31 protein-coding genes and 1 pseudogene are annotated in these 25,889 nt (G+C 69.8%); 16 read left to right on the forward strand and 16 right to left on the reverse strand.

Annotation, left to right across the window (positions count from 1 at the left end):
- Positions 1-71: 71 nt before the first annotated feature.
- Entirely contained in the window at positions 72-1,517 is a 1,446-nt protein-coding gene (locus OG338_RS16590; RefSeq protein ID WP_405938059.1) for an NCS2 family permease, read from the forward strand.
- Positions 1,518-1,544: 27 nt separating this feature from the next.
- Here OG338_RS16590 and OG338_RS16595 read toward each other — a convergent pair whose 3' ends face one another.
- Positions 1,545-1,769, reverse strand: a complete 225-nt coding sequence (locus OG338_RS16595; protein ID WP_405938060.1) for a hypothetical protein — start codon at positions 1,767-1,769, stop codon at positions 1,545-1,547.
- Positions 1,770-1,936: 167 nt separating this feature from the next.
- Here OG338_RS16595 and OG338_RS16600 point away from each other — a divergent pair, with 167 nt between their 5' ends.
- On the forward strand, positions 1,937-2,377 hold the full coding sequence (locus OG338_RS16600) for a MarR family winged helix-turn-helix transcriptional regulator (RefSeq protein ID WP_018101514.1): 441 nt from the start codon (positions 1,937-1,939) through the stop codon (positions 2,375-2,377).
- A 76-nt stretch (positions 2,378-2,453) separates the two neighbouring features.
- On the forward strand, positions 2,454-3,788 hold the full coding sequence (locus OG338_RS16605; protein ID WP_405938061.1) for an MFS transporter: 1,335 nt from the start codon (positions 2,454-2,456) through the stop codon (positions 3,786-3,788).
- A gap of 76 nt (positions 3,789-3,864) precedes the next feature.
- On the opposite strand, the gene OG338_RS16610 is transcribed toward OG338_RS16605, so the two are convergent.
- The 3 genes from OG338_RS16610 to pip form a co-directional block, all read right to left on the reverse strand.
- Entirely contained in the window at positions 3,865-4,134 is a 270-nt protein-coding gene (locus tag OG338_RS16610; RefSeq protein WP_405938062.1) for a hypothetical protein, read from the reverse strand.
- A 203-nt stretch (positions 4,135-4,337) separates the two neighbouring features.
- Positions 4,338-5,333, reverse strand: coding sequence for an aldo/keto reductase (locus tag OG338_RS16615; RefSeq protein WP_405938063.1), 996 nt, complete (start codon positions 5,331-5,333; stop codon positions 4,338-4,340).
- Positions 5,334-5,395: 62 nt separating this feature from the next.
- A complete protein-coding gene (pip, locus tag OG338_RS16620) occupies positions 5,396-6,373 on the reverse strand; it encodes a prolyl aminopeptidase (protein ID WP_405938064.1) in 978 nt (325 codons plus the stop codon).
- 68 nt (positions 6,374-6,441) lie between these two features.
- Between pip and OG338_RS16625 the strand changes: the two genes are divergently transcribed.
- From OG338_RS16625 to OG338_RS16650, 6 genes are all read left to right on the forward strand, one after another.
- Entirely contained in the window at positions 6,442-6,933 is a 492-nt protein-coding gene (locus tag OG338_RS16625) for a hypothetical protein (protein ID WP_405938065.1), read from the forward strand.
- A gap of 279 nt (positions 6,934-7,212) precedes the next feature.
- Positions 7,213-7,935, forward strand: a complete 723-nt coding sequence (locus tag OG338_RS16630; RefSeq protein ID WP_405938066.1) for a hypothetical protein — start codon at positions 7,213-7,215, stop codon at positions 7,933-7,935.
- A complete protein-coding gene (locus tag OG338_RS16635) occupies positions 7,932-8,606 on the forward strand; it encodes a DUF4166 domain-containing protein (RefSeq protein WP_405938067.1) in 675 nt (224 codons plus the stop codon). The genes OG338_RS16630 and OG338_RS16635 overlap by 4 nt, the downstream gene beginning before the upstream one ends.
- Positions 8,603-9,304, forward strand: coding sequence for a TetR/AcrR family transcriptional regulator (locus OG338_RS16640; RefSeq protein WP_405938068.1), 702 nt, complete (start codon positions 8,603-8,605; stop codon positions 9,302-9,304). The genes OG338_RS16635 and OG338_RS16640 overlap by 4 nt, the downstream gene beginning before the upstream one ends.
- A gap of 59 nt (positions 9,305-9,363) precedes the next feature.
- Entirely contained in the window at positions 9,364-10,353 is a 990-nt protein-coding gene (locus OG338_RS16645; protein WP_405940444.1) for an endonuclease/exonuclease/phosphatase family protein, read from the forward strand.
- Between the two features lie 87 nt (positions 10,354-10,440).
- Positions 10,441-11,130: a VOC family protein gene (locus OG338_RS16650; RefSeq protein WP_405938069.1), complete on the forward strand. Its 690-nt coding sequence runs from the start codon at positions 10,441-10,443 to the stop codon at positions 11,128-11,130.
- 119 nt (positions 11,131-11,249) lie between these two features.
- Here the strand turns inward: OG338_RS16650 and OG338_RS16655 are convergent, their stop codons facing one another.
- Both OG338_RS16655 and OG338_RS16660 read right to left on the reverse strand, forming a co-directional pair.
- Positions 11,250-11,519, reverse strand: a complete 270-nt coding sequence (locus tag OG338_RS16655; protein ID WP_405938070.1) for a hypothetical protein — start codon at positions 11,517-11,519, stop codon at positions 11,250-11,252.
- Positions 11,520-11,552: 33 nt separating this feature from the next.
- Positions 11,553-12,023: a glycine-rich domain-containing protein gene (locus tag OG338_RS16660; protein ID WP_405938071.1), complete on the reverse strand. Its 471-nt coding sequence runs from the start codon at positions 12,021-12,023 to the stop codon at positions 11,553-11,555.
- A gap of 296 nt (positions 12,024-12,319) precedes the next feature.
- On the opposite strand from OG338_RS16660, the gene OG338_RS16665 reads away from it, so the two are divergent.
- Together OG338_RS16665 and OG338_RS16670 are read left to right on the forward strand one after the other, a co-directional pair.
- Positions 12,320-13,663, forward strand: coding sequence for a tetratricopeptide repeat protein (locus tag OG338_RS16665; protein WP_405938072.1), 1,344 nt, complete (start codon positions 12,320-12,322; stop codon positions 13,661-13,663).
- A gap of 449 nt (positions 13,664-14,112) precedes the next feature.
- Positions 14,113-14,431, forward strand: a pseudogene (locus tag OG338_RS16670) (IS630 family transposase); the annotation flags it as partial.
- Between the two features lie 707 nt (positions 14,432-15,138).
- Here the strand turns inward: OG338_RS16670 and OG338_RS16675 are convergent.
- Positions 15,139-15,804, reverse strand: a complete 666-nt coding sequence (locus tag OG338_RS16675; RefSeq protein WP_405938073.1) for a DNA-binding response regulator — start codon at positions 15,802-15,804, stop codon at positions 15,139-15,141.
- Positions 15,805-15,882: 78 nt separating this feature from the next.
- On the opposite strand from OG338_RS16675, the gene OG338_RS16680 reads away from it, so the two are divergent.
- Positions 15,883-16,725 (forward strand): oxidoreductase, encoded by an 843-nt coding sequence (locus tag OG338_RS16680; RefSeq protein ID WP_405938074.1) that lies wholly within the window; start codon positions 15,883-15,885, stop codon positions 16,723-16,725.
- Between the two features lie 31 nt (positions 16,726-16,756).
- Here OG338_RS16680 and OG338_RS16685 read toward each other — a convergent pair whose 3' ends face one another.
- From OG338_RS16685 to OG338_RS16720, 8 genes are all read right to left on the reverse strand, one after another.
- Complete coding sequence (locus tag OG338_RS16685; protein ID WP_405938075.1) at positions 16,757-17,683, reverse strand: hypothetical protein; 927 nt, start codon at positions 17,681-17,683, stop codon at positions 16,757-16,759.
- A 59-nt stretch (positions 17,684-17,742) separates the two neighbouring features.
- Positions 17,743-18,198, reverse strand: a complete 456-nt coding sequence (locus tag OG338_RS16690) for an NUDIX domain-containing protein (RefSeq protein ID WP_405938076.1) — start codon at positions 18,196-18,198, stop codon at positions 17,743-17,745.
- Between the two features lie 66 nt (positions 18,199-18,264).
- Entirely contained in the window at positions 18,265-19,116 is an 852-nt protein-coding gene (locus OG338_RS16695; protein WP_405938077.1) for a helix-turn-helix domain-containing protein, read from the reverse strand.
- A 12-nt stretch (positions 19,117-19,128) separates the two neighbouring features.
- Positions 19,129-19,653 carry a DUF6879 family protein gene (locus OG338_RS16700; protein ID WP_405938078.1) on the reverse strand — a complete coding sequence of 175 codons (525 nt, stop codon included), beginning with the start codon at positions 19,651-19,653 and terminating at the stop codon, positions 19,129-19,131.
- On the reverse strand, positions 19,622-19,867 hold the full coding sequence (locus OG338_RS16705; protein ID WP_405938079.1) for a hypothetical protein: 246 nt from the start codon (positions 19,865-19,867) through the stop codon (positions 19,622-19,624). The genes OG338_RS16700 and OG338_RS16705 overlap by 32 nt, the downstream gene beginning before the upstream one ends.
- A 134-nt stretch (positions 19,868-20,001) precedes the next feature.
- On the reverse strand, positions 20,002-20,652 hold the full coding sequence (gene catA / locus OG338_RS16710; RefSeq protein ID WP_405938080.1) for a type A chloramphenicol O-acetyltransferase: 651 nt from the start codon (positions 20,650-20,652) through the stop codon (positions 20,002-20,004).
- Between the two features lie 72 nt (positions 20,653-20,724).
- The gene (locus OG338_RS16715; protein ID WP_405938081.1) at positions 20,725-20,964 is read right to left on the reverse strand and encodes a DUF397 domain-containing protein; all 240 of its coding nucleotides are present in this window, start codon (positions 20,962-20,964) and stop codon (positions 20,725-20,727) included.
- Positions 20,954-21,736, reverse strand: a complete 783-nt coding sequence (locus OG338_RS16720; RefSeq protein ID WP_405940445.1) for a helix-turn-helix domain-containing protein — start codon at positions 21,734-21,736, stop codon at positions 20,954-20,956. Before OG338_RS16720 ends, OG338_RS16715 begins: the two co-directional genes overlap by 11 nt.
- A 117-nt stretch (positions 21,737-21,853) precedes the next feature.
- Here OG338_RS16720 and OG338_RS16725 point away from each other — a divergent pair, with 117 nt between their 5' ends.
- The 4 genes from OG338_RS16725 to OG338_RS16740 all read left to right on the forward strand — a co-directional run bounded on the left by OG338_RS16725 (position 21,854) and on the right by OG338_RS16740 (position 24,732).
- Positions 21,854-22,279, forward strand: a complete 426-nt coding sequence (locus OG338_RS16725; RefSeq protein ID WP_405938082.1) for a hypothetical protein — start codon at positions 21,854-21,856, stop codon at positions 22,277-22,279.
- 210 nt (positions 22,280-22,489) lie between these two features.
- The gene (locus tag OG338_RS16730; protein ID WP_405938083.1) at positions 22,490-23,341 is read left to right on the forward strand and encodes a hypothetical protein; all 852 of its coding nucleotides are present in this window, start codon (positions 22,490-22,492) and stop codon (positions 23,339-23,341) included.
- A 96-nt stretch (positions 23,342-23,437) separates the two neighbouring features.
- Positions 23,438-24,100, forward strand: coding sequence for a TetR/AcrR family transcriptional regulator (locus tag OG338_RS16735; RefSeq protein ID WP_405938084.1), 663 nt, complete (start codon positions 23,438-23,440; stop codon positions 24,098-24,100).
- Positions 24,101-24,144: 44 nt separating this feature from the next.
- The gene (locus OG338_RS16740; protein WP_405940446.1) at positions 24,145-24,732 is read left to right on the forward strand and encodes a helix-turn-helix domain-containing protein; all 588 of its coding nucleotides are present in this window, start codon (positions 24,145-24,147) and stop codon (positions 24,730-24,732) included.
- 27 nt (positions 24,733-24,759) lie between these two features.
- On the opposite strand, the gene OG338_RS16745 is transcribed toward OG338_RS16740, so the two are convergent.
- Positions 24,760-25,338: a hypothetical protein gene (locus OG338_RS16745; RefSeq protein ID WP_405938085.1), complete on the reverse strand. Its 579-nt coding sequence runs from the start codon at positions 25,336-25,338 to the stop codon at positions 24,760-24,762.
- Between the last annotated feature and the right edge of the window lie 551 nt (positions 25,339-25,889).

The raw sequence follows: 25,889 nt of genomic DNA on the forward strand, positions 1-25,889 counted from the left end.
TCGAATTATTCGTGTAAAAGTCCAAAGCTGACCACTTTTGATCCCCTCTACGTACCCGACTGAGGTCATACATGTCCCCCTCGGCCACCGCTCCGGTCGACGCCCCGACTCCCCGGCCGGCCAACGGCCTGGACCGCTTCTTCAAGATCTCCGAGCGGAAGTCGTCGGTCGCCCGCGAGATCCGCGGCGGATTCGCGACCTTCTTCGCGATGGCCTACATCATCGTGCTGAACCCGATCATCCTGGGCAGCGCGAAGGACATGTACGGCCATCAGCTCGACGGCGGCCAGCTGGTCACCGCGACCGTGCTCACCGCCGCGTTCTCCACGCTGCTCATGGGCGTCATCGGCAACGTGCCGATCGCGCTGGCCGCGGGCCTCGGCGTCAACACCGTCGTCGCCCTCCAGCTCGCCCCCCGGATGAGCTGGCCCGACGCCATGGGCATGGTGGTCCTCGCGGGCATCGTGGTCATGCTGCTCGTCGCGACCGGGCTCCGGGAGCGCGTGATGAACGCCGTACCGGGCTCGCTGCGCAAGGGCATCGCGATCGGCATCGGCCTGTTCATCCTGCTCATCGGCCTGGTCGACTCGGGCTTCGTCTCCCGCATCCCGGACGCCGCGCACACCACCGTGCCGCTCCAGCTCGGCTCGGACGGCCACCTCAACGGCTGGCCCGTCCTGGTCTTCGTGCTGGGCGCGCTGCTCACCCTGATCCTGATCGTCCGCAAGGTGCCGGGCGCGATCCTGATCTCCATCGTGGCGATGACCGTCGTCGCGCTGATCATCGACGCGGTCGCCGACCTGCCGGGCGAGGCGTGGGGCCTGACCGTGCCGGAGTGGCCGGGCAACCCCGTGGCCACGCCGGACTTCGGGCTGCTGGGTCACTTCAGCCTGTTCGGCGGCTTCCACAAGGTCGGCGTGCTGACGGGCATCCTGTTCGTCTTCACCGTGCTGCTGTCCTGCTTCTTCGACGCGATGGGCACCATCCTCGGTGTCGGCGACGAGGCCAAGCTGACGGACGCCGACGGCAACTTCCCGGGCATCAACCGGGTGCTCTTCGTGGACGGTGTCGCGGTCGCCGCGGGCGGTGCCAGCTCCTCCTCCGCCTCGACCTGCTTCGTGGAGTCCACGGCGGGCGTCGGCGAGGGCGCCCGTACGGGGCTGGCCAGCATCGTCACGGGTCTGCTGTTCACGGTGGCGCTGTTCCTCACGCCGCTGGCGACCATGGTCCCCTCGCAGGCGGCGACCCCCGCCCTGCTGGCGGTGGGGTTCCTGATCATCGCGGGCTCGGTGCGGGACATCGACTGGAGCGACTTCACGCTCGCGATCCCGGCGTTCCTCGCGATGGTCATGATGCCGTTCACGTACTCGATCACCAACGGCATCGGCATCGGCTTCATCGCCTTCACCGTGCTGCGCCTGGCCGCCGGCCGGGGCCGCGAGGTGCCCGCCGCGATGTACGCGGTGTCGGCGGTCTTCGTCTTCTACTACCTGATGCCGGCGCTCGGCCTCACGTAGGGGCGGGGCGCGGGCCGGCCCCGGGGGTCAGTTGGCCTCCTCGGCCGGCACGCCGTCCGCCGGGCAGAGCTTCTCCGGCCCGTAGAACTTCTCCGTCTCCTCGACGGCCGACTGGAAGCGCTCGTCGAAGTCGTCGCGAATGAGCGTCCGGACCACATAGTCCTGGACGCTCATTCCGCGTTTTGCGGCATGCTGCTTGAGCCGGTCGAGCAGCTCACCGTCTATGCGCAGGCTGAGCACTGTCGATCCCATGCCAAGCAGGGTTACGCCCCACGGGCCCGCCGCGCGAGATTTTCCGCCACCGGCTCACTCGTTTGGGTGATCGATTGGTGATCCTGCTCCAGCGGGCGAGGTGATCCCGCTTACGCGCGCGTAACACAAGTGGTCTTTAGGGTAGGTAATGAGTTACGCTAACAAACATGCCTGACCTGATCCACGACAGCGACAGTGCCGCCGCCGTGAGCTCCCTCCGTTCCGCCGTCATGCTGCTCGGCCGGCGCCTGAAGCATCAGCGTGTCGACGAGTCGCTGAGCCCGACCGAGATGTCGGTGCTCGGGACGCTCGCCCGTTGTGGTTCCGCCACGCCGGGTGAGCTGGCCCGCAAGGAGCACGTCCAGCCGCCGTCGATGACCCGCATCGTCGCGTTGCTGGAATCGAAGGGGCTGGTCAGGCTGGAACCGCACCCCGATGACCGTCGCCAGAAGATGGTCAGCCAGACCGAGCAGGCCGAGGCGATGCTCGCCGAGAGCCGCAAGAAGCGGAACGCCTGGCTGACCACGCTCGCCGAGGGCCTGGACGAGGACGAGTGGGAGACGCTGCGCAACGCGGCGCCCGTGCTGGAGAAGCTCGCCCACCTGTGAGAGGCGCGGCTCCGTACGGAGACGCCTCACCGTCCCGTCGACCAGCAAGATGTCCACGCCGAGGAGGCGAACCCTTTTGAGTACGGGATCCGGAGCAGACTCCGCCCCCGCACCGACTTCCACCCACGAGAGCAAGACCGGCGGGACCTTCTCGTCGCTGAAGATCCGCAACTACCGCCTGTTCGCCACGGGCGCCGTGATCTCCAACACCGGTACCTGGATGTCCCGCATCACGCAGGACTGGCTCGTGCTGAGCCTCACCGGGTCCGCCGCAGCCGTGGGCATCACCACGGCGCTCCAGTTCCTCCCCATGCTGCTGTTCGGCCTGTACGGCGGTGTCATCGCCGACCGGCTGCCGAAGCGCAAGCTCCTGCTCGTCAGCCAGGCCGCCCTGGGCGCCTGCGGTGTCGTGCTCGCCGTGCTCACGCTCTCCGGCGTGGTCCAGGTGTGGCACGTCTATCTGATCGCGTTCCTGCTCGGCATGGTCACCGTGGTCGACAACCCGGCCCGACAGGCGTTCGTGTCCGAGATGGTCGGCCCCGCGCAGCTGCGCAACGCGGTCAGCCTGAACTCGGCGAACTTCCAGTCGGCCCGGCTCATCGGTCCCGCCGTCGCGGGTGTGCTGATCACCACGGTCGGCAGCGGCTGGGCCTTCATGTTCAACGGCCTGTCGTTCCTCGCCCCGCTCGTCGGCCTGATGATGATGCGGACGAGTGAGCTCCACAAGTCCGCCGTCGTGCCGCGCGCGAAGGGGCAGCTCCGCGAGGGGCTGCGGTACGTCTCCGGGCGCCCCGAGCTGATCTGGCCGATCGTCCTGGTCGGCTTCGTCGGCACCTTCGGCTTCAACTTCCCGATCTGGCTGACGGCCTTCGCGGACGAGATCTTCCACGGCGGCGCCGGGATGTACTCGTTCTTCAACATCCTCATGGCCGCGGGCTCCCTGGCCGGCGCCCTGCTCGCCGCCCGCCGCCGCTCCTCGCGGCTGCGGATGCTGGTCGCCGCCGGTACGGCCTTCGGCCTGCTGGAGATCATCGCGGCGCTCGCGCCGTCGGTCTGGATCTTCGCGGTTCTCCTCGTCCCGATCGGCATGATCGGCCTGACGACCAACATCAGCGCCAACACCAGCGTCCAGATGGCCTCCGACCCGGCCATGCGCGGCCGCGTGATGAGCCTGTACATGATGGTCTTCGCCGGCGGTACGCCGGTGGGCGCCCCCATCGTCGGCTGGATCAGCGACGCGTACGGCGCCCGCACCGGCATGATCGTCGGCGGCGCCCTGTCCCTCACGGCCGCGGTCGGCATCGGCATCATCCTGGCCCGCCTCGGCGGCCTGCGCCTGAAGCTCGACCTGCGCCCGGGCCGCCCGCACGTCCGCTTCGTCCAGCGCGAACAGCTGGCCACGGCGGCGTAGGGGTTACGCCCGTACTGCCCGTACGCCCGTACGCGGCCCCGGTCCCGCGTGCTCGGCCCTGGTCCTGACCACCCGGTCAGGACCAGGGCACCCCTTCGGTCAGCCCGAAGAGCACCGCGAACAGCGCCACCGCCCCGAGCGGGACGATCACGAACGAGTCGGGCCGCTCGCGCCGGATGCCGCCCCAGGCGAGGGCGACGAGCGGCCCGAGAAGGCTCGCCGCCATCAGGGCCCAGCCGGCGTCCCGGCTTCCGAAGATGTTGAACGCCGCGAAGGCTCCTGTGATGAAGAGGGCGGGTGAGGCCCACAGGTGCCGCAGTGCGGGGTGTGTGTCCGTGCCGGTCATCGGGTTCTCCTTCCGGGCGGCTGAACAGGCCGACGCGGCCCCGCTCCCGGTTCTCCGGGGCGGGGCCGCGTCGTGGTCGCGGATGCCGGGGCGGTTACGCTCGTCGGGTGGACCCGAAGACCAGAAACCGCATTATGGCGGCCGTGCTCGTACTGATGTTCGCCGTTGTCGCCGTGGCGGCCGCGCTCGGCTGACGGGCGCTGTTACCAGGCGAAGTTTTCCGGTGACGGGCCCGGGCCGGGGAAGATCTCCTCCAGGGCGTCCAGCACCTCCGCCGACAGCTCCAGCTCCACCGCGCGCAGCGCCGAGTCGAGCTGGTCCCGGGTGCGCGGGCCGGAGATCGGGCCGGTGATCCCGGGCCGGGTCAGCAGCCAGGCGAGGCCCACCTCACCGGGTTCCAGGCCGTGCTTGTCGAGCAGGTCCTCGTACGCCTGGATCTGCGCCCGGACCTTCGGGTCGGCCAGTGCCTCGCCGGAGCGGCCGGAGGTGGAGCGGGCGCCGCCGCCCTCGCGCTCCTTGCGGATCGCGCCGCCGAGCAGGCCGCCGTGCAGCGGCGACCACGGGATGACGCCGAGGCCGTACTCCTGGGAGGCCGGGATGACCTCCATCTCGGCGCCGCGCTCCATCAGGTTGTAGATGCACTGCTCGCTGACCAGGCCGTAGCTGCCGCGCTGCCGGGCGCGCTCGTTGGCCTGGGCGATCTTGTAGCCGGAGAAGTTCGAGGAACCGGCGTACAGGATCTTGCCCTGCTGGATCAGTACGTCGATGGCCTGCCAGATCTCCTCGACCGGGGTGTTCCGGTCGACGTGGTGGAACTGGTACAGGTCGATGTGGTCCGTCCGGAGCCGCTTCAGGCTGGCGTCGACCGCCCGGCGGATGTTGACGGCGGACAGCTTGTCGTGGTTCGGCCACGCCTCGCCGTCGGCGCCCATGTTGCCGTAGACCTTGGTGGCGAGCACGACCTTGTCGCGGCGGTCGCCGCCCTTGGCGAACCAGGTGCCGAGGATTTCCTCGGTGCGGCCCTTGTTCTCGCCCCAGCCGTAGACGTTCGCGGTGTCGAAGAAGTTGACGCCGGCGTCCAGCGCGGCGTCCATGAGGTCGTGACTGTCGCTCTCATCGGTCTGGGGGCCGAAGTTCATCGTCCCCAGGACGAGGCGGCTTACCTTGAGTCCGGTGCGTCCGAGCTGCGTGTACTTCATGGACCCCAAGCCAACTCCTTCGAGCGCGCTCGAAGCAAGCGTGTCTCCTCGCGCCTGCCGGATCACGCCCCCGAGAACCGGTCCAGCGCCGCGAGGACCGCCCGGCTCGTCGCCGCCCCGCCCAGATGCCCCGCGTCCTCGATCACCGTCAGCTCCGCGTCCGGCCATGCCCGCGCCAGCTCCCACGCCGTGCCCAGCGGCCCGCCCATGTCCCGCCGCCCGTGCACCAGCACCCCGGGAATCCCGGCCAGCCGCCCCGCGTCCCGGATCAGCTGCCCCTCCTCCAGCCAGGCGCCGTGCGAGAAGTAGTGCGCGCAGATCCGCACCAGCGCCGCCTGCGCCCGGCCGGGCCGCCCGCTGTACGGGGGAGGGCCCGCGTAAGCCTCCCCGGACAGCACCGCGTCCTCCCAGGTGCACCACTCCGCCGTCGCCCGCGCCCGTATCCCCGGATCGGGGTCCACGGTGCGCCGGGCGTACGCGGCGAGCACATCCGGGGTCGCGTCGCTCGCGGCCTCCGGGACGTGGGCCCGGAAGCGGTCCCGCGCCTCCGGGTAGAAGAGCCCGGCGCCCCGGTACAGCCAGTCGATCTCGGCGCGCCGGGTCGTCGTCACCGCCGGGATCACGATCTCGGTGACCCGCTCCGGGTGCCGCTCGGCGTACGCCAGGATCAGCGTGGAGCCCCAGGAACCCCCGTACAGCAGCCAGCGGTCGACGCCGAGGTGTGCGCGGAGCCGTTCCATGTCGGCGACCAGGTGGTCCGTGGTGTTGTGCCGCAGATCGACGGCAGGGTCGCTCGCGTGCGGCGTCGAGCGGCCGCAGTTGCGCTGGTCGAAGAGGACGACGCGGTAGCGCTCCGGGTCGAAGTACTGCCGGGGCCGCACGGTGCAGCCGGACCCGGGACCGCCGTGGACGACGAGGGCGGGCTTTCCGGCGGGGTTGCCGCAGACCTCCCAGTAGACGCGGTTCCCGTCACCGACGTCGAGCATGCCGTGGTCATGGGGCTCGATCGGGGGGTATTTCTCGTCGGGCAACCGTCCCATGACGCGGCGTCTCCCTAACTAACTCGGCGGCGTACAGCGTATGCCTGTGCGGTCGTAGCCTGGGTGGCGTGAACGCGACTCCCGAGGTGCTGGCCGTACTGGACGAACTGCTCGCCGCCGCGGGCCCCGAGGAGCGGGGGGCCCTGTGGCAGCTGGACCGCCGGGGGAGGGAGCTGGACGCGAACCTCGTGCGGCTGCCGCCGGGCGCGGAGGTCGGGGAGCATCAGGAGGACGTGCTCGACGTGCTGCTGGTGGTCCTCGCGGGCGGCGGCCGGATCGTCCCCGGCGACGGCTCCGCGCCGCTGACGCTGGCCCCGAGCACGGTCACCTGGCTCCCGCGCACCTCGCGCCGCTCCGTGACGGCGGGCCCGGACGGCCTCGCCTATCTGACGGTGCACCGCCGCCGCCCCGGCCTGATGCTCAAGCCGACGGTGTACGCACAGGAGGGCGGCGAGGCGCCCTGCGCGCTGGACCGGGTGTGCCCGGAGTGCGGGCGGATGTCCCCGGAGTCGGCGCCGGTGTTCTGCAGCGCGTGCGGGGAGCGGTTTCCGGGGCGGTGAGCCGGTCCCGGCTCACCGGTGGCGGTCGAAGAAGTCCAGGCTGAGGCGTACGGGTTCCCCCGGATCCGCCCCCTCGAAACAGTGACCGGCCCCCGGGACGAGCCGGTCCGCCAGCCGGTACGGCCAGATCGGGGAGCAGCGGACGGTAGCCGTCGATCTCGGCCTTCCCTCATTGGTCACGGAACCCCCACTTGAGCAGTCGCTCAAACTCATCTACTGTCTGCGCCATCACGATTTGAGCGACTGCTCAATCGGCCCGAGGGGGAGGGTCAGGGGACAGTGGGCGACGGCCTGTACATCGAGGCGCGGATCGGGGTTGACCTGGACGAGGTCTGGGAACGCACCCAGGACCCCGCCCAGCATCAGCGCTGGGATCTGCGGTTCACGCGGATCGCGTATCTGCCGGGTGCGGAGGGGGAGCCGCAGCGCTTCACGTACGGGGTACGGGTGCTGCCCGGGTTCTTCGTCTCCGGCACCGGCATCTCCGCCGGGGAGCGCCACCGCCCGGACGGGACGCGGACGTCTGCGCTCCGGTTCGCCTGCGCGCATCCGCTGTCGTTCCTCACCGAGGGCCGGGGCTACTGGCGTTACGTGCCCTGCGCGGAGGGCGGGCTCCGCTTCCTCACGGGGTACGACTACGCACCGCGCTGGGGCCGGCTCGCGGACCGCCTGCTCTTCCGGCCGCTGATGGGCTGGGCGACCGCCTGGTCGTTCGACCGGCTGCGGCTGTGGTGCGAGCGCGGGATCACCCCGGAACGGGCGCTGTGGCGGGGCCTGGGGGAGGTGGCGGTCCGGCTGGCGGCGGTGGCGCTGGCGGCCTGGGCCGCACTGCCGGCCGCCGTGCCGGTGCTGCTCGCCGCCGTCCTGCTGCCACCGCTGCCCGGCACCCCGGCGGCCCGCCGCTGCCTGCGCCGCCCGCCGGGGCGAGGCCCCGCCACCGCCGCCGCCACCACCGCCGTCGCTACCCCGCCCGCCCTGCTCGACCGCCTGGAGCGCCCGTGAACTCGATCTTCCGGCAGGCCCTGGGGGCCGACTTCGACCGCCTCCACCCCCGCATCCGGCGCCGCTTCTCCGTCGGCCTCGACAGCGGCGAGTCCTGTACGGGGCGCGGGGTGATGGACCGCGTCTGGCACGGCGGCCCATGGGTGCGGCCGTTCCTCGCGCTGGGCGGCACGCGCAACATCCTGCTCCCGCGTGCCGGCCGCGACATCCCCTTCACCATCGAGAACGTGCCCTTCACGGACTCCTTCGGCCGCGAAACGGTCACCTTCGTAAGGACGTTCGCCTTCCCGGACGGGCCCCGGCGCTTCGACGCGACGATGGTCTACAGCCCGGAACGCGGTTGCGTGGTGGACTACCTGGGTACGCACCAGCACCTCGCGACCGACCTGCACCTCTCGGCCGACGACACGGGCGCCCTCGTCATCCGCTCCGGCGAACACCGCTTCCGGGAGGGCCCGGTGGACGCCCGGGTGCCGCATCTGATCGGGGGCGACGCGGTGGTCCGCGAGTCGTACGACGAGGCGGCGGACCGCTTCCGCATCCAGGTCCGCGTCACCAACCGCCGCTTCGGCCCCCTCTTCGGCTACGAGGGCTCGTTCACGGCGGAGTACGCACCGGCGCGCGGGATACGGCAGGATCTGCGTCCGGTACGCGAGGAGGTACGGGCATGAGCGGGGCGTCCGCGGGGAAGAGCGGCGGTTCCGGGGCCAGGGGCACCACGAAGGACACCGCGACGGACACCCGTACCAAACTCCTCACCGGCGCCCTCACCACCCTCACCGAGCACGGCATCGCGAAGACCTCCGCGCGGAGCATCGCCGCGACCGCCGGGGTCAATCAGGCGCTGGTCTTCTACCACTTCGGCACCGTCGACGACCTGCTCGCCGCCGCCTGCCGCCACGGCGCGGAACAGCGCCTCGCCACCTACCGGGAACGCCTGGACGCCGTCCGCTCACTGGCCGAACTCCTCACCGTGGCCCGCGAGCTGAACGCCTCCGAGCGCGCGGGCGGCCAGGTCGCCGTGCTGGGCCAGCTGCTCGCCGGAGGCCAGACGCAACCGCGCCTCGCGGCGGCCACGGCGGCCGGCCTCGCCCTCTGGACCGACGAGATCGAACGGGTCCTCACCCGCGTCCTCGCGGGCACACCGCTCGCCGAGTTCGTGGACGTGACGGGCCTGGCGAAGGCGGCCTCGGCGGCCTTCGTCGGCCTCGAACTGTACGAGGGCGTCGACCCGTCCGGCGCCGAACGCGCCCTGGCATCCCTGGACCAGCTCGCCGCCCTGGCCACCGCCCTGGAGGGCCTGGGCCCGGTCGCCCAGCGAGCGGTACGGTCCCGGCTGCGCAGGTCGGGGCAGCGGGGGCGGGCGTGAGCACGCGGTGGCGGACCGCCGTGCGGTGGCGCGTACGGGAGCGGGCCACGGGTGCCGCCGTGCGGTGGCGGACCCGCGAGCGCGCCGCCGGGCAGGCCCCGGGCACGACCCCGCCCCGCCCCGGCCCCTGGCGGCGCGGCAGGGTCCTCGCCGCCGTCTCCGCCCTCGCCGCGCTGCTCCTCCTCGCTCCCGGCCTCGTCCCCAACACCCCCGGCCGCCTCGGCAGCCTGCTGGAATCGTTCCTGCCGTGGCTGGGGCTCGTCGTCGTACCGCTGCTGACCCTCGCCGTGCTGCGGCGGTCGGCGCTCGCGGCGGTGGCCGTGGTCCTGCCGGTGGTGGCGTGGGCGTACGCGTTCGGCGGGCTGCTGCTTCCGGCGGCGGACCCGGGCCCGCGTGACCTGGTCGTGGTGCAGCACAACGTCAGCGACGTGAACGCGGACCCGGCGGGCACGGCCCGCGCGCTGGCGGCCCGGGGCGCCGATCTGATCGCGCTGGAGGAACTGGTCCCGGAGGCGTTGCCCGCGTACGAGAACGAGCTCGCGGCCCGCTATCCGTTCCACGAGGTCCGGGGCACGGTCGGGGTCTGGTCGCGGCACCCGCTCACCGGAACCCGGGCGGTCGACATCAAGCCGGCGGACATCGCGGGGCCATGGAGCCGGGGGCTGCGCACGGTCGCCCGCACCCCGCACGGCGAGGTCGCGGTGTACGTGGCGCATCTGCCGTCCTTCCGGCTCGGCGCGGGCGGCCTCGGCACTGCCAACCGCGACGAGAGCGCCCGGCTGCTGGGCCGGGCGCTGGACGCGGAGACCACCGGCCCGGTGATCGTGCTCGGCGACCTCAACGCCACGGTGGACGACCGGGGGATCGGCCCCCTGAAGTCCCGGCTGAACGTCTCGGAGCGCGGGTTCGCGTTCAGCTTCCCGGCGTCCTTCCCGCTGGTGAGGATCGACCAGGTGATGGCGAGGGAGGCGACGGTGGGCCGGGTCCGCACCCTCCCGGCGACCGGCAGCGACCACCTGCCGGTGACGGCCCGGGTGACGCTCGACTGAGGGCGCCCCCGAAATCGGGATGCCCTTCCCGTAAGCCGTCCCTAATATGCGCGGGCGACCCGCCAACCGATCGGAGACGTACGGCACATGACGCCCCATCTTTCAGCGATCGGCTTCCACGCCACCGACCCGCCGGACCTGGCCCGCTTCTGGGCCGGTCTCCTGCGCTGGGAGCGGTCCGGTGACGGCACGGTCGTCGTTCCCCCGGACGGCAGGGGTTACGCGCTCCGCTTCACCGAGAGCCAGGCGCCCAAGACCCGGCAGAACCAGGCGCACTTCGACCTGACGAGCGCGACCCCGGAGGCCCAGCGGGAGACGGTGGACCGGGCGCTGGCACTCGGCGCCCGGCACATCGACATCGGCCAGACCCCGGAGGACGGCCACATCGTCCTCGCCGACCCGGACGGCAACGAGTTCTGCGTGATCGAGGCCGGCAACAAGTTCCTCGCGGACACCGGGGTGATCGGCGCGGTCGCCTGCGACGGCTCCCAGGCGGTCGGCTACTTCTGGAGCGCGGCCCTGGACTGGCCGCTGGTCTGGGACCAGGACGAGGAGACGGCGGTCCAGTCCCCGGAGGGCGGCACAAAGCTCACCTGGGGCGGCCCGCCGGTCAACGAGAAGCCGGACACGAACCGCCTGTACTTCGAACTGACCCTCCCGCCGGACGCGGAGCCCGGAATCACCCGCCTCCTGGAACTGGGCGCACGGCGCGGCCCGGACGGGGTGTTCCTCGACCCGGACGGCAACGAGTTCACGATTCGGAGGGCGGCGGAATGACCATCGGAATCGGCTCCCGCCTCCTCGCCCCGGGCGCCACCCGCACGGACGTGGGCCAGGACGCGCAGTAGCCCCGGCCGGCATCCGGGGGACGCCGACCGGGGCGGTATGAGGTGCTGCTACTCGTCGTCCTTCTTCGGGGGCAGCACGAAGCCCCTGGTAGGCCCGCTCTGCCGCGGAGGGGCAGGGTCGGGAGTGGTGGACGGCCGGAACTTTGCCGCCAGGGCTGCCAGCGCGTCAGCAGTGGTGTCCTTGCGGGTTGCCGGATCGGCCTTGTCGAACACGCGCCACGGGCCTGTCAGGTTCTCCGGGTCTTCCGGCGCGACGACACCTGGGATGCCCAACTGCCGCAATACGTGGTCTACCTGTTGGGCCTGTTCCGCGTCCATGTAGTCACCTTCCGTCGTGTGCGGGCAGCGTAGCTACTCGCCGGTGGTCGCACAGTTGCCCGGTCGGACCGGGCCGCAGCCACCGGGCGGCGTGTGCTGGCACTGTGCCGCCACGGATACCAGGGACTTCGTGGGGCTCGTCCACAGGTCCGAGTCCGTCTCGTACCCGGCCTGCCCGATGGTCGCCATGGTGCGGGTGATGATGTGCGCGTCGAAGCGCCCGGGGTCGGGGCGCTCGGGGTAGTGGTGCACGAACCGGCCCAGTCCCTCACACAGCTTGGCGTACAGATCGGTGTGCAGGATCAACGCGTGCCACCCCTCGTCCACCACCTTGGAAGGGGCGATCCTGGTGGTGGGGAACTGCGCTGCGGCGTCCACGAACTTGATCGCCTCCGCGACGATCCGTTGCGCCGTACCCTCGGTCATGCCGGGGTTGTTGTCGATGACCGTTGCGACGACACCCCCAAGCCCTTCGGGGGTGAGTAACGCGAGTGCGTTTCGCATCTGTGTTGCCTTCCTTGTTGGGTTGGCCCGTTCCGACCGTGTGTCCTGTCCAGGGGCGAGAACGGTCGGAACGGGGGTCGAGCCCCGTCCCTGCCGAGATACCGAATCGAGTACGGGGGAGCCTCGACTACGGCCACGTTCGGCAAGGACGGGAGATTAGGGGGCCACCTCGCACTGTCATCCCGCGGTGGTCCGTGCTCGCACTAGGCAACCGTCCGACCACGCACAGCGGTACCGTTGGGAAGAGGGCAGAAGTTAAGAGCGTTAAGCGGTGAGAGCACGGGAGTTGGGGACCAGTGACGACACGGCAGCCGAACGCCGGACTTGAGCGGCTGTACCGCGAGAGCGGGTGGACCCTGCGGCAGTTCGCCCAAGAGATCAACCGCATCGGAACCGAACGCGGCACCCCTCTCAAGTACCAACAGTCGTCAGTGCACCAGTGGTTGAGCGGCCACCTACCGAAAGGATCCGTCCGACCGCTGATTCTCGAAGCGCTCGCCCGGAGACTGCTCCGGCCCATTACGCACGCCGAGGCGGGATTTCCGGCACCCTCGGAAGAGCCGAAGAGTCACCCGACTACCGTGGAAGGGCTGGTCGACCTCGGGAGACAAGACATGGACCCGTCACGCCGAAGCGTCCTAGGTGCAGGGCTGTTCTCCGTCGCGCTCACCGTTCCCGGCTGGCCGGACGTTGTGGGCCGCATGGAAGCCGCGCAGAACGGTACCCGGACCCGCATCGGCGCGTCCGACGTACAAACGGTCACAGCCATGACGGAACAGCTCTCGTCGATGGATGACCAGTTCGGGGGCCGGACAGCCCGCCCCCTTGCCGCGACCTTCCTGGTGAACACGGTTGCGCCGTTCCTGCGGACGGACGGTCCCGAGGACGTACGCAAAGCGATGATGTCTGCGGCCTCCGATCTCTGCTACCTCACCGGATACATGGCCGTTGACGAGGGGTTGCACGGTCTCGCGCAACGCTACTACCTGAAAGCGTTGGAGCTTGCAGGAGCATCGGAAGATCACCTGACGTACTGCACCACGCTCCGGGGAATGAGCGTGCAAGCAGTGGACCTGAACCAAGGGCCGATGGCTATGCGGCTCGCGGATGCTGCGGCGGCTTCCTCCCCGCAGGCTGGTCCGCGGATGCGCGCCTTCTTAGCCGGCCAGCAGGCACATGCAGCCGCGCAGATAAGAGACCGCCGGTCCGCGCTCATGTACTTGCAGGAAGCCGAAATTGCCATGGAGAAGGCGGAGTCGCACGGGAAAGTTTTCGGCTCGTATGACCCCGCGTCGCTCAATTATCACACCAGTCAAGTGCGGTTCGAGATGGGCGACGTGAACGGCGCTGTTGCCGCTATGCAGGAATCGGACCGTCTTCGGTACAGCATTTATCGGCGTACACGCGTCAAGGAACGGGCGATCCTCGCCGAGCGGCAACTAGCCGTGGGTCACCTCGAAGCCGCGTGCCAGACATGGGGGCTCGCTTTGGACGATTACCCTCTGGTCAACTCGGGGCGCATTGACAAGCGAATGACGGACATGTTCAACCTCATCCGTCCTCACATTAGAAACCATGACGCCCAAGCCCTTTATCAGCGTGCCCGAGAGACCGTTCGGCCTGAGCTGGTTCCGGCATAGCAAAGTCCGCCATACCCCCTGGTCGAGCCGTGAGCTATGTCCGAATCGGCTTCGCATTCGCGGCAGCCCGAACGCCCGGTTTGCCGTTGCGCAGTCTCGCGGTTGTGCCATGTGGTCCGCCACCGTGGCCGTGCGACCGAACAGCAGACACCACGGGTTGCGGTACAGGTACGCCTTACGCGTGCGCTGCCACCGTGTGGTGGAGCCGCGTTCGTTGGACGTATCGCGCTGTTGCTCGACCTCGCGTCGGTGAGCCTCGATGAGAGACGAGCTACCGGAAACGCAGGCACCCCCGAAGTTTGAACTCCGCTGCGGCGGGCTTTATCTGACCATCCAACATGTTCCCGGATGGCTGGTGGTGGCCCTTGCCACGGCCACGGGAAGCGGACTTGCCGCGTGGCTCACGTCGCGGTGACGGTTCACGCGGGCAGCGACCACCCTCTGCCAGCCAGGGTGCCGTGAACGCCCTGGCCGTGCTGAAGTCAATTCGTGCCACCCGGCCCGATGGGGCCCGATCTACGTCATCCTGGACAACCTGTCCGCCCACAAAGGCGCTGACCCGATCGAGGCCCACTACGGCAGTTCACCGTTGCCAACTCCAGCCACCCCAACCACACCGTCCAGACACGCGCTCTGCACGCCTATCTGCGCTGGCGGAACAAGAACGCCCGCCAGCCCGACGTTCTGGCCGCCCAACGGCGCGGCCGTGCCCGCATCCGTAGCGAGAAGGGCATCCGCTGGGGCGGCGGACCAGCCCTCGCCGCCTGATCAGACCTCCGGGGCTGAACTCTTCTTCGCCAGGCGGATTGCTGCCCGCCGCCTCAGAGCGTGCCGCAACTGGCGAAATTGGTCTTCTGTACGCGCAGCACCTCGCACCGCCTGCTGCAACGTGTGCTCTGACTCTTCGAGGGACCTCTGAAGTCTGGCAGCTCCCTTTCGGACGGCAGCGCTCCAGTCCCTGACGGGGCCGCTGGATCTGACGAAGTCTGCCAGCGCGCTCCGCTCCGCGTAGACCGATGCCTGTAAAGACACGAGAGCATCCGAGACCTGCATGGCGACATCCTGACACGCGGCGGAAGGACAGCCCTGCCCACTACTCGATCAGCAACCCGGCGAACCTATGCGGTCACAGCACTATCCGGTCAACCGACAGAGGGAGCGCGCTATGCGGTGCGAGAGTGCTCGGACGGGATTTTTGGGGGTTTGATCGGGTTCCGTCCGAGCGGCGGGGCGCGAGGCCGATAACCGCGAGCCGGCCGGCGTGTCGGATTCGCTCAGCTCCCCTCGGCATTACGGTCTCAGTTTCCGTTGCCGTATCGGCCCACGTGTGCCATGTCATTGAGAATGGCAACGGCGTAGAAGCACCGCTCCGGAACGGTCACCGCTTCGCTTCGCCGTTGCGGCAGCCGTGACGTGCCGGAAGTCGTGAAGGCCCTGGCCTTCAGTAAGAAGAAGTGACTCCAAGGCTGATGCCGTCACCCGCCGGTCGGTGCGCCCCCTGAGTGGTGCGTCCGCAGTTCCCCCGCCCGTAGCCCCGCCTGGAAGCGGGAGGCGGCCTTGAGTGTGACCATCAGGTCGGCCACGCGGCGGCGGTAGGTGCGCAGGGACAGGCCGAGGTGGCGGGCGGCCGAGTCGTCGGTGCGGCCCGTGCTCAGGGCTTCCAGGATGCGGCGGGAGTCCGGGGTCAGCTGCGGGGTGTCCATGGCGAGGTAGGCGTCGTAGTCCGGTGACTGGTTCCACATCGCGTCGAGCAGGGAATGCACGCCGTCGATCATGGTCTTCGCGGTCGTGACCGAGTATTCGCGACCGGTGGGCGCCTCGCGGCCCGCGAGGATCATGACCCGGCGGTCGATGATGATCGTCTCGTGCGGGAGCTCCGCGTCGGTGATCCGGACCTGGGCGCCGGCGTCCAGCACCAGCCGCAGGTGCTCGCGGGTCGCCTCGTCCGCCAGGGCCGCCGGGGTGAGCAGCTTCCGTGTCGTGAAGCCGGGGCCCGGGGTCGTCCAGGTCTGCGGCCGGGGCCAGGTCGTCAGCGTACGGGCGGCGCACAGGAACTCGGTGCGGGCGGATTCGAGGAGGTGCCCGGCGCGGGTCAGCAGCTCCGCGTCGCCGTGGACCGAGAAGATCTGTTCGTTCCGCATACCGTCAGTCTGGCAGTACGGCTGGCAGCAACCTGCCACGCGCTGGGCCGTGCCCGGCCCCCCGGAGAGCATGAATCCATGACGACCACCACGTTCGCCCTCGGCGGCGATCTCACCGTCAACCGGCTCGGCTTCGGCGCGATGCGCCTGCCCATGAGCACGTTCGACGGCCCCACCCGCACCCCGGAGAACGGCATCGCGGTGCTCCGCCGGGCCGTCGAGCTGGGCGTGAACCACATCGACACCGCCGCGTTCTACGCCCGGGGCGACGTCCGCGCCAACGCCCTCATCCGGGAGGCGCTCGCCCCCTACCCCGACGACCTGGTCATCGCGACGAAGGTCGGCCCCCTGCCCGGCCCCGACGGCCACCCGAGCGTCCAGGCGACCCCCGACCAGCTGCGCGCCCTGGTCGAGGCGGACCTGACCGCCCTCGGCGTCGACCGGCTCGACGTCGTCAACCTCCGGGTGGGCGGCATGAGCGGCCCCGGCGGCGAGTCCGTCGCCGAACGCTTCACCGCCCTGGCCGCCCTCCGCGAGGAGGGCCTGATCCGCCACCTGGGCGTCAGCAACATCGACGCCGCCCAGCTCGCGGAGGCCCGCGCCATCGCCCCCGTGGTCTGCGTCCAGAACCCGTACGCGGACGACCTGGCCCTCCTCACGGAGTGCGAGGCCGCGGGCATCGCGTACGTCCCGTTCTTCCTCCTCGGCGGCGGCCGCGAGCCCCTGGACACGACCCGCCTGACCAAGGTCGCCACCCGCCTGGGCGCAACGGCCACCCAGGTCCAGCTGGCCCTGCTCCTGACCGCGTCCCCCGCCATGCTCGCCATCCCCGGCACCGGAAACCTCGCCCACCTGGAGGAGAACATGGCCGCCCGCGACCTGGTCCTCACGGAGGAGGACGTGGCGGAGCTGCGGGGCTGACGCCCAGGGGCCGGGCCGTCCGGGCCCTCCCCTACGCGGTCAGGTCGGGCTCGAAGTAGCCCGGTGTGCGGAACAGGCCCGCGAAGGTGCCGGGGCCGTGGCGGTCGTCGAGCCAGGTGCCGAGCTCCGTCGTGGCGCCGCTGATGATGGCGGCGAGCAGATGCCCGTGACACTCGTGCTTCTCGCCGGGGGCGAACTCCCCCAGGAAGTGCGCGTACCGGCGGTTCACGCCCGCTTCGTAGTTCCGGAGCGCCGCGGCGTATCGCGTCCGCTCGGCGCTGTCCGGGACGGTCACCGCTCGGCGGCGGTCGTCCTCGGTGAGCGTTCCCGTCACATCCCGGAAGGCGAGCGAGCCGAGGACGTCCGGGGGTGCCGCGATGCCGGAGCACTCGGCGGCCTTCCGGGCGATGGAGCGGGCCTCCCTGTCGCACGCACCCTCCATGACGATCCCGAGGTTGCGTGTGTGGCGACTTCCTCGCGCATCGGCGGCCGAGTACGACTGACCCGTCACGCGGCGGTAGTTGATCCCGTACTGGGTGCGGACGGGCACCCCGGCCGCGTCCACGTACCGGCGCCGCGAGCCGAAGTGGAGGCAGTCATGGGCGTACGCGCGCAGCAGGTCGAGCAGCGCGAGCGAGGGGTGCTCGGGAGTCCCCCGCTCCATGGGGCCCTGCATGGTGACGACGGCGGCCATCTGAAGGTGCCGGTAGCCCTGGTCGGGGTGATGGAATCCGCCGTAGGCCCCGGGGCGAGAGGACTCGCAGCCGACCAGCACGCGGTCGAGCGGCAGCATCCTCGACAGCCCGAAGCCCGCATACCGCTGCTCGGCGTCCGCCACACCCGAGTGGAAGGGCGACGTGTCGATCCCCTCGGCGTCCCATCGGTCGAGGATGTCCGAGAGCGGGTGGAACACGTGGTCGGGGTGTTTCGCCCTGAGCACGGACGTGTCGGCACGCATGGCGGCGAGGGACGTCAGGGCCCTCGCCCCCGTGACGGACTCGTTCGGGGCGAGTGCCGTCAACGCGTGGGCGCCGACTTGATGAGCTGGACGTGAGACTCCTGCAACCCTTCCGGGAGCGTGTCCGGACTGAACCACTGCGCCTCCAGGATCTCGAAGCTGTCGATCTTGAGCGTTCCGCCGACGTGCAGAGCTTCGTACGCGATTTCCACGCGGAGCCTGTAGCCGCTGGTCACCTGGACGAGCCGCCCGGGCACCACGACGAGGCCGGTCTCCTCCCGGACTTCGCGCACCACCGTCATCGGGAATTCCTCGCCCTTGACTGCGTATCCGGTCGGAAGGCCCCAGGGGCGGCCGGCCGGCCACATGCGGTGCTTCAGGAGCAGGACTTCCCCCGCCTCGTTGCGCACGACACCCGTGACGCCGACCATGAACTTGGCGTGGGCGAACCACAGGACACGCCATTGCAGCGGGCCGCGCATCAGTTTCCACACGCGGGCGACGATCCGTTTCATGGGCCACAACGCTAGAGCGTCCGCAGCCCCGTCACCGAGCAGGTTCTACGGAGTTGCACACCAGTCTCAGCCCAGAGCCGCGAGGGCATCCGCCACGAGCGAGCGGGCGCCGGCCCCGTAGACGGCCAGCCCGCGCAGGTCCGTCCAAGCCTTGACGTACATGCCGACCTCACTCGGCGCGGTCAGGGTGACCTGAGCCGTCAGCAGTTCCACATGTACGCGCTGATCATCGAAGACGTCGAAGGTTTCGAGAGTCCACATGTTCCGGCTTCGTGCGGAGAACGGGATGACGCCCACGGAGACGGCGGGCAGAGACATGACCGACAGCAGGTGGCCCAGCTGGCCCGCCATCGCTTCGGCGTCGCCCACCTGATACCGCAGGACCGCCTCCTCGATGAGCAGCGCGAAGCGATGGCTTCCCTGGTGCAGCACACGGGCGCGCGCCATGCGCGCGTCCACGGCCGCCTCCGTGTCGTCGGGGGTTCCGTGGAACCGGCTCACGGACGACAGCAGCGCCGCGGCGTACGCGGGCGTCTGGAAGAGGCCGGGCACGACGTGCGACGCGTAGCCCCGGTGCAGCCTGGTGCGCTCGTACAGCGGCATGCGCGCCTCTTGCAGGCGACGCAGCCCAGTGCGCTGGAGCCGCTTCCATTCCATGTACATGGAGTCGGCCGTGCGGGAGGCCGCCACGATGTCGTCCGCCTCGGCGTCCGCGCCGCAGGCGGCACACCACGTGCGGATGTCGGCGTCGGACGGCGGCGTGCGTGCGCTCTCGATCCGCGACGTCTTGGACTTGTGCCAGCCACAGCGTGCGGCCAGCTCATGTCCTTTCAGGCCGGAGTCCAGCCGCACTTCACGGAGCCGCCCCGCGACAGCCTTGCGGGCGCTTTCGACACTGGATGACTGGTACTGGGGCATGAGCGGGCGAGGCTAGACCGTGAAAAGCTCGTGCGGGGTCGCGCGCTGCCAGATGGTCTCGAACGACTCGCTGCACTGCGCGATCACCGACGCGTCGTGGCACATCTCGTTGCGGACCAGCGCCCCGTCCCCGGTGAAGTGTCCGAATCGGATCGCCCGGTCATCGAAGATCCACAGGTCGGCGCCCGGTACGAGCAGGGTGGCGGCCTCGGTGCGCGGCAGCCAGCGCACCTGTTCGCCGGCCTCCTGGTTCAGGTGTGTCGCCTCGTACTCGAAGCGGATGTACTCGCTGACCGGTACGGAGACCACACGGACGCGGCGCATCTCGACGCCACGGGCCACGGCCTCGCGTACAAGGCCGGTCCACGCCCGGAAGTCCTCCTCGAAGGCGGGCGTGATCCCGCCCTCCCGCTTCCACTCGGCGAACCGTCCGCCGTCGTCGTATCCCTCGTACGTGTCCCGGAGTTCGAGATGAACGGCCGAACGACGGCACTCCCCGATCAGCTCACTGAACGGCGGAACGCTGCTCGGCCTCATCGCACGCCTTCCTGATCAGCGGCACCATGCGCGCTGGGATACGGATCACCGCTTCGGAGTCGGGAATGTGCCCGACCACCAGACATTCCGCTTCGGTCCCCTCGTCGGCCTTCCAGCCCTGCACCACCAGATCGGCCGACACATCGTCCACCCACACCGTCGGGCAGTTGTCGCCGTTGGTGTTCGGGTCCTTGCCGAAGAGCAGTAAAGCCATGACGTCGACCCCCAGCTACTCGGTTGCGTCTCGTTGCACGAGCGTCGACCGTCGGCTGCGCAGCGTCAAGGCCGCCTGTGCTCGGGCGGCTGGATTTGTTCACCCGAACGAGGTCGTCGCAGTGCTGCCGCGCCCTACAGCCAGTCCGGCTCCGCCAGCAGCGTCTCCAGGTCGTTTATCAGGCGTGCCGTGTGGAAGCCGTCCGCTGCCGCGTGGTGTATCTGCACCGCCAGGGGGAGGAGGACGCGGTCGTCGCGCGACACGTATCGGCCCAGGGTGAAGATCGGGGCCAGGTGGTCCCAGTTCCCGTCGATGTTCAGGTTGAAACCGGTGAAGGCGCGCCAGGGCAGGCTCGACACGTCGAAGGTGTTCGGTGGGGGCGGGCCCTGGGGGAAGAAGGACGTTGCCCCCGCGTGCGCCGCCAGCAGGGGTGCCGCCGCGTCGTGGAATGTGCCGAAGTCCGCGTCATAGGGGGCCCACACGCACGCGAACGTCTCCCGTTCCGCGTTGAACACCGTGAACGCCGGGTGCACCACCGGCCACACCGCCGGGTCCCCCGACTCCGTCAGGCACAGCCGGAATTCCTCGCGCCCGTTCACCACCTTGGCCAGCGCCCAAACCTGTGCCACGTACGACTTACGCGGCGAGTGCCGCAGCGCGGCCGTGAAGGCGGTGACGTCCACCTCCACCGTCATCGAGTACGTGCACGGCACCCGGTGTCGGTAATGCGCGAAGTGTTCCCGGCGCGGCCAGGCGTCCAGGTCGACAGGGATCGGCGCGTCCATCCGGGCATCATCGCAGCCCCGATCCCCCCGGCCCCAGCGGTTTTCGTTGCTGACCGCCCTCGGGGTGCCGCGTTACGCGACGGTGTGGCGGATGAACGTGTCCCAGACGGCGGGGGAGACAGCGAGCGCCGGGACGGTGATGTCCTTGGAGTCGCGGACGTGGACGGTGTGGGGGCAGGTGGCGACCTCGATGCAGTTGCCGCCGTTCGTGCCGCTGTAGCTGGACTTGGACCAGGAGAGTGCGACCTCTACGCAGTCGCCGCCGTTCTGGCCGCTGTAGCTGCTCTTGAACCACTTCAAGTCAGTACTCATAGTCCTTCACCATCTGCTTGATCAACTCGCGTGACTCACCCAGCCCGTGAGCCTGGGAGCGCAGCATCCCATACGTGGCGAACAGGCTCCCTAGTTGGGGCTCTTCACTGATAAGGAAGTTCCGACCCTGCACTTCCAAGTACGCCAGTCGGCGCCGGTCCTCGGTCTCCAGTAGGACGAAGGGGCCGCTGAGGCTGACGTGCGTTTCGCTCATGGGCGGCATTACCTGGATGTGCACGTTGCGCAGCTCACTGATGTCGAGAAGGTGCTGGAGCTGCGCCCGGTGCACGTCCCGCCCGCCGATCGGGCGTGTGAGCGCGCTTATCTCAACGACGAAGCTGATGTCCGACGGCGGTTTGCGGGTCAGCAAGTTCTGCCGGGCTAGACGTCCGGCGACCAGCTTCTCGATCTCGTCGTCCTCAAGCGGCGGATACGCCCCCCGGTACAGCGCACGCGCGTGGGCCTCGGTCTGTAGGAGCCCGGGCATGACGCTGGACTCGTACTGGTACCGCGCGACGCACTTGGCTTCCTCCTCGGCGACCGGTGCGAACCAGGAAGCCAAGTGGCTGAACTTCAGCTTCAGCGCCTCAGCGATCAGTGCCCCGTTCGCCCCCGTCGCCGCATCCGCCTTCGGGACGAAGTCCCCTCTCGGCGGCCTTTGCCCCCGCTCCACCATCGCCACCTGTGACTTGGAGAAGCCGATCTTGAACCCCAACGCCTCCTGTGAGAGCCCGGCCAGCTCGCGGTAGTGCCGTAACAGCGCCCCGAACATCGCGGCGTTACCGTCGCCGGTATGACTGGAGTGCACAGCCCCACCTCCAAGTTCACAAGAGTGCACAGACGGCCTGTGTCCCTGGTCACGTTAAGTGCGGGCGCCGACGCTTAACGTATGGAACAGAAAAATTCACCTGCCCTGGTGCCCAACTGGATTCCCGTCAGCGGTCACGCCCTGCGGCACGCGGGCATCCACTTCGACGCCGTCCGGATCTCCGGCGTGCTGGGCGAGCAAGTCTCGTACGAGATCATGCAGTTCACGGACTTTCAGGCGGGGCCGATCATCCGCTCGTGGATCGGGATGCGGAGCATGTACTTCCTGGTCGAGCCCGGCACGGCGAGTGCGTACCGCTGGCCGGCGGGCGTGGACGCGCTCGTGCGGAAGGGTTCGGACTTCATCGGAGTGCCCGCGCTGCGCGGGCCGACGTACCCGCTGGACTGGCGTTCGCGGCCGACCGCCGACGATCCGTTCGTGGATACAGCACTTCTGTTCGAGCTGGTAATCAGGGTGGTGACGGACGGAATTTCTGCTGTACGGTGATCGCGTCGTTACGCTCCGTGCGCATTGCGCACGGAGCGACCCTCGGGGGGTGGTCGCAACACCCGGGTCCGAGGGCCTTCACCCCTGATGGATTCACGAGGTCCACCGAAGATGCTTTGGCATGCTATCTCGCCCTCCCGCGCCTATGTGAAGGCCGCGCACGATGTCGTACGTCATTCGAATCTGAGCAGTGATGCAAAGGTTCTGATCATGTATGTGCAGGGTTTGCCCGAGTCCTGCGCGAGCGAGGCGCTGAGCGATCACGCGAAGAGGATCGGGATCAAGGGGCGGGCTTATCAGCGGGCCAAGTCCCAGCTGAAGGAGGCCGGTTACGTCCATGAGTGGCGGTGGCAGGGCCAGGGCGGGCTGTGGATGACGGATCAGGTGTTCTCCAACGTGCCGCTCACGGACGAGGAGGCGCGGGGGCTCAGGGGCGCGAAGGCGCAGGCCAAACCGGCTGATCGGTCACCGGCGGGCGGTCAGGCGGGCACTCGGACGGTCGGCACTCCCCAACCAGAGGTTGAAGAAGAACGGGAGAAGAACACCCCCCACCCACCCACCGAAGCGCCTGCGGCAGAGGCGGCGCCGGAGCCGGTCGCGGAGGCCGACCCGGAAGTCGTCCAGGCGGAACGCGTGTTGCTCTCGCTGCGGCACGCGAACCCGCAACTGCACCTCGGCGTACGCGAGGCGCGCAGCCTGTCCGAGATGGCGGCGGACTGGCTGCGGCGGGGCGTGCGGGCGTCGGAGCTGCGGCAGGCGCTGGTGAACTCCCTCCCGGCGGAAGGAGTGCGGTCGGCCTACGGCTTCGTACGCCACCGCCTCGTACACAAGCTGCCGGAGGCACCCGCCCCCGTGGCACCGGTGGCGACGGTCAGGCCGCACGTGACGTGCGAGGGGGAGGGGCCGGAGCATGTCTTCCGGCCCAGGGCGGACGAGACCTTGTGCGGCCCCTGCGCCCAGCAGGCGGCCGAGGAGGCCCACTTCGCGAAGTACCCACCGCGCCCGCAGCCCTGGCGGGAACGGGTCGCGACGATCCTGGCCGTGGACGCCGCAGCGACGTGAGGCGCACGTCCGTTCGCGGTGTGGCGGTCTTTGCCGTGGATGCGGCGGGGCGGGGACAGTGGTGGTTCGGGGGCCGGTTCGGACTGAGGAGGACCCGTGGTGGATACCGTGGTGGAGCTTTGGGACGGCGTACGAGCGGTGCGCGACCCCGCGCGGGTGCGTGCGCAACTCATGGCGGCCGGGCGGACGTTGTTCGCGGTGTACGGCTACGCGCACACGTCCGTCGAGGATCTCTGCGCGGAGGCGCAGGTGGAGGTGCGGGACTTCCACCGCGAGTTCGCCTCGCGCGAGGCGCTGCTCACCGATCTGTACGACGAGGTCGCGATGGCCGGGATGCAGGCCGCGCAGGCGGAGCTGGCGGCGGAGGGCATGGAGACCTGCCCGACCGAGGAGCGGGTCCGCAGGCTCTTCGACGCGTATGTCCGGGCCGTGACGCGGGACCCGCACGCGGCCCGGGTGGCCTTCGTGGAGGTGCTGGGCGTGAGCCGGGCGATGGAGGAGCACCTCACGATGTGGCGCTCGGTGTGGGTGGAGTTCCTGACGGCGGAGTCCGAGCGGGCCCGGACGCGGGGGCACGGGGTGGACGGGGACCTCGCGGTCGTGGTGAAGGTGCTGACCCGGTCCGTGGACGAGCTGCTCGCCCACCATGGGCGGCGGCCCCGGCAGGTGCCGCCGACGTGGCTGACCAGCGAGTTCACACGGCTGTCGATGGCGATGATCGGTCCGGCGGAAGCGGGCTCCCCGGGCGCCACCGGTTGACAAGGTGCCTTGCCGGGTCGGCAAATGGAACCATGGCAGACCCGATGGGTGACGAGGACCTGGCCGCCGTCCTGACGGGCGTCGGCCCCCGCCTGCGCGCGCTGCGCACCGAGCGCGGGACGACGCTGACGCAGCTGAGCGAGACGACCGGCATCTCGCTCAGCACGCTCTCCCGCCTGGAGTCGGGCGGCCGCAAACCGACGCTGGAGCTGCTGTTGCCCCTGGCGAAGGCATACGGCGTCCAGCTGGACGAACTCGTCGGCGCGCCGGACACGGGCGACCCCCGCGTCACCTTCCGCCCCTTCAAGCGCCACGGGATGACCTTCGTCCCGCTCACCCGGCATCTGGGCGGCGTCAACGCGTACAAGCAGGTCATGCCGGGTGCGGCGGGCCCGTCCGGCCCGGTCGAGCAACGGGTCCACGAGGGCTACGAGTGGCTGTACGTCCTCTCCGGCCGGCTGCGGCTGGTCCTGGGCGACCACGACCTGGTCCTGACGGCGGGCGAGGCGGCCGAGTTCGACACCCATACGCCGCACTGGTGGGGGGCGGCGGGGCCGGACCCGGTCGAATTCCTCAGCCTGTTCGGGCCGCAGGGCGAGCGGATGCACGTACGGGCGAAGCCGTCGGGGTGAGGGGTGCGGCGGCCGCGCCCCGCCGTGTCACGGGAACTCCGGAGCGATCCGGGCGCGGCCCGCGGTCGCCGACGCGGAGGCGAGCACGAGGAAGCTGCCGAACGCGTGGAAAACGGCCGAGCCGGCGCTGGAGATCCGGAGCTCCCCCTTCAGCGCCTCGTAGTACGCGGCCTCGGTGAGCTCCACCCTGACGCTGTGCTGCGGGTACGCGGTCTTGTCCCGGTAGGTGTAGTAGTAGCCCGACGCATCCGCTTTCGCGTCCTCGGCCGTACCGGCACCGGTCGCGAACCCGAGCGCGACCAGGCAGATGACGCCCGCGTAGGTGAGCTTGAGGGCGGGTGGCAGCAGCCGGACGTACCTGGCGGCCCGGCCGGCATTGCGGGAGCCCATCAGCTGGGCCGAGGCCCCGCTGATGAAGGCGCAGATGATCGCGAAGGGAAAGACCAGGAACACCGAGAGGAACAACCCCGTCACGACCCGTTCCGGCACGGTGTACGCACCGGGCAGCCAGGTCGAGGCCATACACACCAGATCAGCCCCGCACACCCCCAACACCACCCAGAAACAAACCCGGTAGCCGCCCCGCAGCTCCTCCATGGCGTACATCCCTCCCCCTTCGTAGCTAAAGAGTCTGCCGCGCCCTTGCGCTCGGACTGCCTGGTCAATCCATTGCGCGGGTTCGTCAGCACCGCGTACGTGCGCCATCCAGTGGATCAAGGAGAGCCCGAACACCAGGCTTCTTGCCCGGCTCGCGGGGCGAAGGCCAGCCCCTGAGCCGCGAGCTGCTGTACGCGCTCCCGCCTAGCCGGAACCAGTGTTATATTCGACAACCCCTGGTACACACCGCCATGTTGGATGAGCGTTATGAGACATCGAACGCATCCCTGGTTGGCTGGAGCACGAGCTCGCGGGCACGCCTGACGCGCACGTCAAGCTTGTCCGCCCCTTCCTGTACTGGCTACGACCTGCGGAGATGCCTTTACGGACTCTGCTGTGATCTTCGGTGAGGTCCGCTGCCGGGGGCCAGTGGAAGTTCCATGCGGTTGGACAGGGATACGCAGCGGGCCTGCGCGGCATCCGCTTTAGACTTCGAAAACAACTGGACCAACCCCACCTTGCAGGAGGTGTGGTTCGTGCGAAATGGGCCCTCTCGGCCT

Origin of the sequence: Streptomyces sp. NBC_00726 (assembly GCF_045161735.1) — a bacterium.
Classification (GTDB): Bacteria; Actinomycetota; Actinomycetes; order Streptomycetales; family Streptomycetaceae; genus Streptomyces.

Coding starts and splice junctions, on each gene's coding strand:
- OG338_RS16590 (WP_405938059.1), top strand. CDS start 72: ATGTCCCCCTCGGCCACCGCTCCGGTCGACGCCCCGACTCCCCGGCCG.
- OG338_RS16595 (WP_405938060.1), bottom strand. CDS start 1,769: ATGGGATCGACAGTGCTCAGCCTGCGCATAGACGGTGAGCTGCTCGAC.
- OG338_RS16600 (WP_018101514.1), top strand. CDS start 1,937: ATGCCTGACCTGATCCACGACAGCGACAGTGCCGCCGCCGTGAGCTCC.
- OG338_RS16610 (WP_405938062.1), bottom strand. CDS start 4,134: ATGACCGGCACGGACACACACCCCGCACTGCGGCACCTGTGGGCCTCA.
- OG338_RS16615 (WP_405938063.1), bottom strand. CDS start 5,333: ATGAAGTACACGCAGCTCGGACGCACCGGACTCAAGGTAAGCCGCCTC.
- pip (WP_405938064.1), bottom strand. CDS start 6,373: ATGGGACGGTTGCCCGACGAGAAATACCCCCCGATCGAGCCCCATGAC.
- OG338_RS16640 (WP_405938068.1), top strand. CDS start 8,603: ATGAGCGGGGCGTCCGCGGGGAAGAGCGGCGGTTCCGGGGCCAGGGGC.
- OG338_RS16650 (WP_405938069.1), top strand. CDS start 10,441: ATGACGCCCCATCTTTCAGCGATCGGCTTCCACGCCACCGACCCGCCG.
- OG338_RS16655 (WP_405938070.1), bottom strand. CDS start 11,519: ATGGACGCGGAACAGGCCCAACAGGTAGACCACGTATTGCGGCAGTTG.
- OG338_RS16660 (WP_405938071.1), bottom strand. CDS start 12,023: ATGCGAAACGCACTCGCGTTACTCACCCCCGAAGGGCTTGGGGGTGTC.
- OG338_RS16675 (WP_405938073.1), bottom strand. CDS start 15,804: ATGCGGAACGAACAGATCTTCTCGGTCCACGGCGACGCGGAGCTGCTG.
- OG338_RS16680 (WP_405938074.1), top strand. CDS start 15,883: ATGACGACCACCACGTTCGCCCTCGGCGGCGATCTCACCGTCAACCGG.
- OG338_RS16685 (WP_405938075.1), bottom strand. CDS start 17,683: ATGCGTGCCGACACGTCCGTGCTCAGGGCGAAACACCCCGACCACGTG.
- OG338_RS16690 (WP_405938076.1), bottom strand. CDS start 18,198: ATGAAACGGATCGTCGCCCGCGTGTGGAAACTGATGCGCGGCCCGCTG.
- OG338_RS16695 (WP_405938077.1), bottom strand. CDS start 19,116: ATGCCCCAGTACCAGTCATCCAGTGTCGAAAGCGCCCGCAAGGCTGTC.
- OG338_RS16700 (WP_405938078.1), bottom strand. CDS start 19,653: ATGAGGCCGAGCAGCGTTCCGCCGTTCAGTGAGCTGATCGGGGAGTGC.
- OG338_RS16705 (WP_405938079.1), bottom strand. CDS start 19,867: ATGGCTTTACTGCTCTTCGGCAAGGACCCGAACACCAACGGCGACAAC.
- catA (WP_405938080.1), bottom strand. CDS start 20,652: ATGGACGCGCCGATCCCTGTCGACCTGGACGCCTGGCCGCGCCGGGAA.
- OG338_RS16715 (WP_405938081.1), bottom strand. CDS start 20,964: ATGAGTACTGACTTGAAGTGGTTCAAGAGCAGCTACAGCGGCCAGAAC.
- OG338_RS16720 (WP_405940445.1), bottom strand. CDS start 21,736: ATGTTCGGGGCGCTGTTACGGCACTACCGCGAGCTGGCCGGGCTCTCA.
- OG338_RS16725 (WP_405938082.1), top strand. CDS start 21,854: ATGGAACAGAAAAATTCACCTGCCCTGGTGCCCAACTGGATTCCCGTC.
- OG338_RS16730 (WP_405938083.1), top strand. CDS start 22,490: ATGTATGTGCAGGGTTTGCCCGAGTCCTGCGCGAGCGAGGCGCTGAGC.
- OG338_RS16740 (WP_405940446.1), top strand. CDS start 24,145: ATGGGTGACGAGGACCTGGCCGCCGTCCTGACGGGCGTCGGCCCCCGC.
- OG338_RS16745 (WP_405938085.1), bottom strand. CDS start 25,338: ATGTACGCCATGGAGGAGCTGCGGGGCGGCTACCGGGTTTGTTTCTGG.